1 protein-coding gene and 1 pseudogene are annotated in these 2,524 nt (G+C 66.0%); both read right to left on the bottom strand.

Annotation, left to right across the window (positions count from 1 at the left end; translation table 11 throughout):
* Window positions 1-474: 474 nt before the first annotated feature.
* Window positions 475-1,042 (bottom strand): annotated as a pseudogene (locus ABZ449_RS41955) (hypothetical protein); the annotation flags it as partial.
* A gap of 1,194 nt (window positions 1,043-2,236) precedes the next feature.
* The coding region (locus tag ABZ449_RS41950; RefSeq protein WP_360357391.1) for a hypothetical protein at window positions 2,237-2,524 on the bottom strand (288 nt) is incomplete at its 5' end.

The following is a 2,524-nucleotide window of genomic DNA, read 5'->3' as shown; positions in this document are numbered from 1 at the left end:
GCCGCCGCGCGCGGTGAGAGTGCCCGGATGATTCGCAACTACGCCGTATTGACGTGACAGGGAGTGGCGACATCGCGGAAGATTGAGCCAGAGCCACAACTCGTGGTTAAAACCATTCTCACGCGAGCACATCGCATTCCGGATTTGAGGTGCCGTGTTCTTCGAATTTGCCATTGGCCTCGACTTACCGCTATGCCAGGTGACAAAACGCGGCGGACTGAGATTTGAGGGGGTGCAGTTAGGGTGTGGGGCGGCCGGCATTGAGGGTTTCACCATGTCCTGATGGCTGTTTTCGTGTTGTGTCTGATCAGGGCTGTTTTGCCTGGTCAGGAGGGATGTCTCGGGGGCTGTCTGTCTGTTTTGCTTGCTGGCGGGTCGTCCTTATTGATCGTGGGGCTTTCTTGGCTTATGTCGAGTGCGAGCGAGCGGGTCCTGGCGGTGCGGGGTGGTGTTCTCGCTGGTCGCGAGGGGATCTCAGTCGGCCGGGAATGTTCCTCGAACCTGTCCACGGGGGCTGGGGCGTGGTGGGTAATGGGTTTCGGCTTGGTGGTCCGGGCACACGCTGCCGAGGGTGGATTTGGTGATGCGTTCAGTGCCGTCGAGGATCGCAGTGAGGGCGGCTTCGCGGATGAGGCGGGCGAGGCTGCCGCTGCGTGCGGCGGTGCGTTGATGGAGGTAGGGGGCGCGGCGAGGCAGGATGCCTGGTCGGTGGCACTGAGAGTCAAGGGCTGCTTCGAGGTCGGTGACCAGGCCGGTGAACGGGCAGCGGTTGCCGAGGCGGGCGGGAAGGGCGCCGGTTTCGACGAGGCCGGCGCGGCCGACTTCGAGGAGCGTGGTGGTCTTCCCGGTCACGGCGGGGCCAGTGAGGATCAAGCTGGGGTGGGCGGTGGTGGCGTCCGAGCAGCATCAGTCAGCGCACGGTGAGGGTGAGGGTGTCGTTGGCGGGGGTGCGGACGGTGCCGAACGCGGAGTGGTAGGCCAAGCGCTCCTCGGTGCTGCGCTGAGGTTCCCCAGGGGCGGGTGGTGCCGGGGCGGGGGTGGTGGCGACGCGCCAGGTGCGTCACCGCTTTGTGGGAGCGCACGCAGCTGATGACCTACTGAGCGGCGCGGTGATCTCTGCCGCCGGCGCCCTGGGGTTCCTGCTCGCGCTCCACTGCCTACCGGTGATTCTCAAGCCCGTCGCCACCTTCCTGCTCGGGGCCTCTGCATTCGCCGCCATCCACGCTCCAGTGCGCCTGAGCGTCTCGCGCTCGCGCTCTCCACTCGGTCAGAGTGACACGATGACCGAGGCTTCGTTGAGCTCAGGCGGAAAATTCGTTCGAGTGCGCAGTCTTGCCACGGGGAACCTTCGGTGGAGCTAGCGATCTTCTATGGGCTGGTGGCATCCATCGCTCTGCCTGGTGGGCTCCGCCGAACAGTCCACTCAAAGATCTTGCTCACAGCGTCTCGTCAGTGCAGACGAGATCAGGGGGCGTACCTCGTTCCGGCGAAGCCCACAGACACCTAGTCTGGGCCAGACACTTGACGGGACCGCCGAGCGTAGATCGTCGGCGCATACGGACGAGCCCCGGGGCCCACCCGTACGGGGGTTGGGGTAGGTCCCAGGGCTTGTCCGACCGCCGTTCCTCCCTGAGCCGAGGGAGACTGGGAACGGGCGGGTTTCTGCCGGGCGCAAGGAAATTACGTCCCGGTAGTCGGAACCGGCTGCACGACCACAATGTCAACCGATTCCGCGACCCTCGCCGTCGACCACCGTTGCCGGTCTGGCGAGGTGCGACCATCTTCTCCGGTTGTGGCCCTAGACCGTGGTGTTCGTGCGCGAGGAATCGCGCGGCTAAGCCCACGATCTGCTGTCGCTGGACTGGATCCCATTTCGGTTCACCAATCTTCGGGGATGTCTGCATCCGAAATTAGGCAAAGGTCACTTCTCACGGCACGCCGGCGGGTGTAAGGCTGACCCCACCCGTCCCGCGCGCCCGATAGCGCGGCGCACGGTTCGGCCTCGGAAGCGATGTGGACGAAGGCTGCGGCTGCGTGTTTGGAGTCGGCCCTACACCAGCCGAAGAGCCGGTTCTCCTCGATGCCGGCGCAGGTAGGTCGGCCGGCGCCCCGGGCCCACCACGGGCCGAGGGCCGCCCTCGCTCCTGCCGACGCTCGGGACTCACCAGGTGCGTGGGGGCCACCGGCTCGGTCAGCTCCACCACGATGATCTGGTACCGCGCCAGCAGGCCCCGCTTCACCGCGTCGGACAGCGGAACTTCCATGCGACGGAGCCGAAGATCGCCTCGTCATCCATAGACGCGGCCAACTCCTCCGGCATCCGCTCGTACTGCTCCTCCTCCAGCAGGTCCCAGGTCCGTGCCGGCCTCGTACCAGATCCGCGGCGTCGCCGTCGCGTACAAGCGCCGCAGCGCAGGAATGATCGCTTGGTGGTGGATATCAGCCCACGCCTCCCCCGGGCTTCCCGACGTCCGGTGGCCCTCGTCGACCAGGCCAGGTCCAGCGACTCCAGAGCCTTGCCGTA

The organism is Kitasatospora sp. NPDC005856 (assembly GCF_040629945.1).
Taxonomy (GTDB): domain Bacteria; phylum Actinomycetota; class Actinomycetes; order Streptomycetales; family Streptomycetaceae; genus Kitasatospora.
Note: the sequence above shows the minus strand (reverse complement) of the source record. Positions and strands in the feature narration are given on the sequence as shown.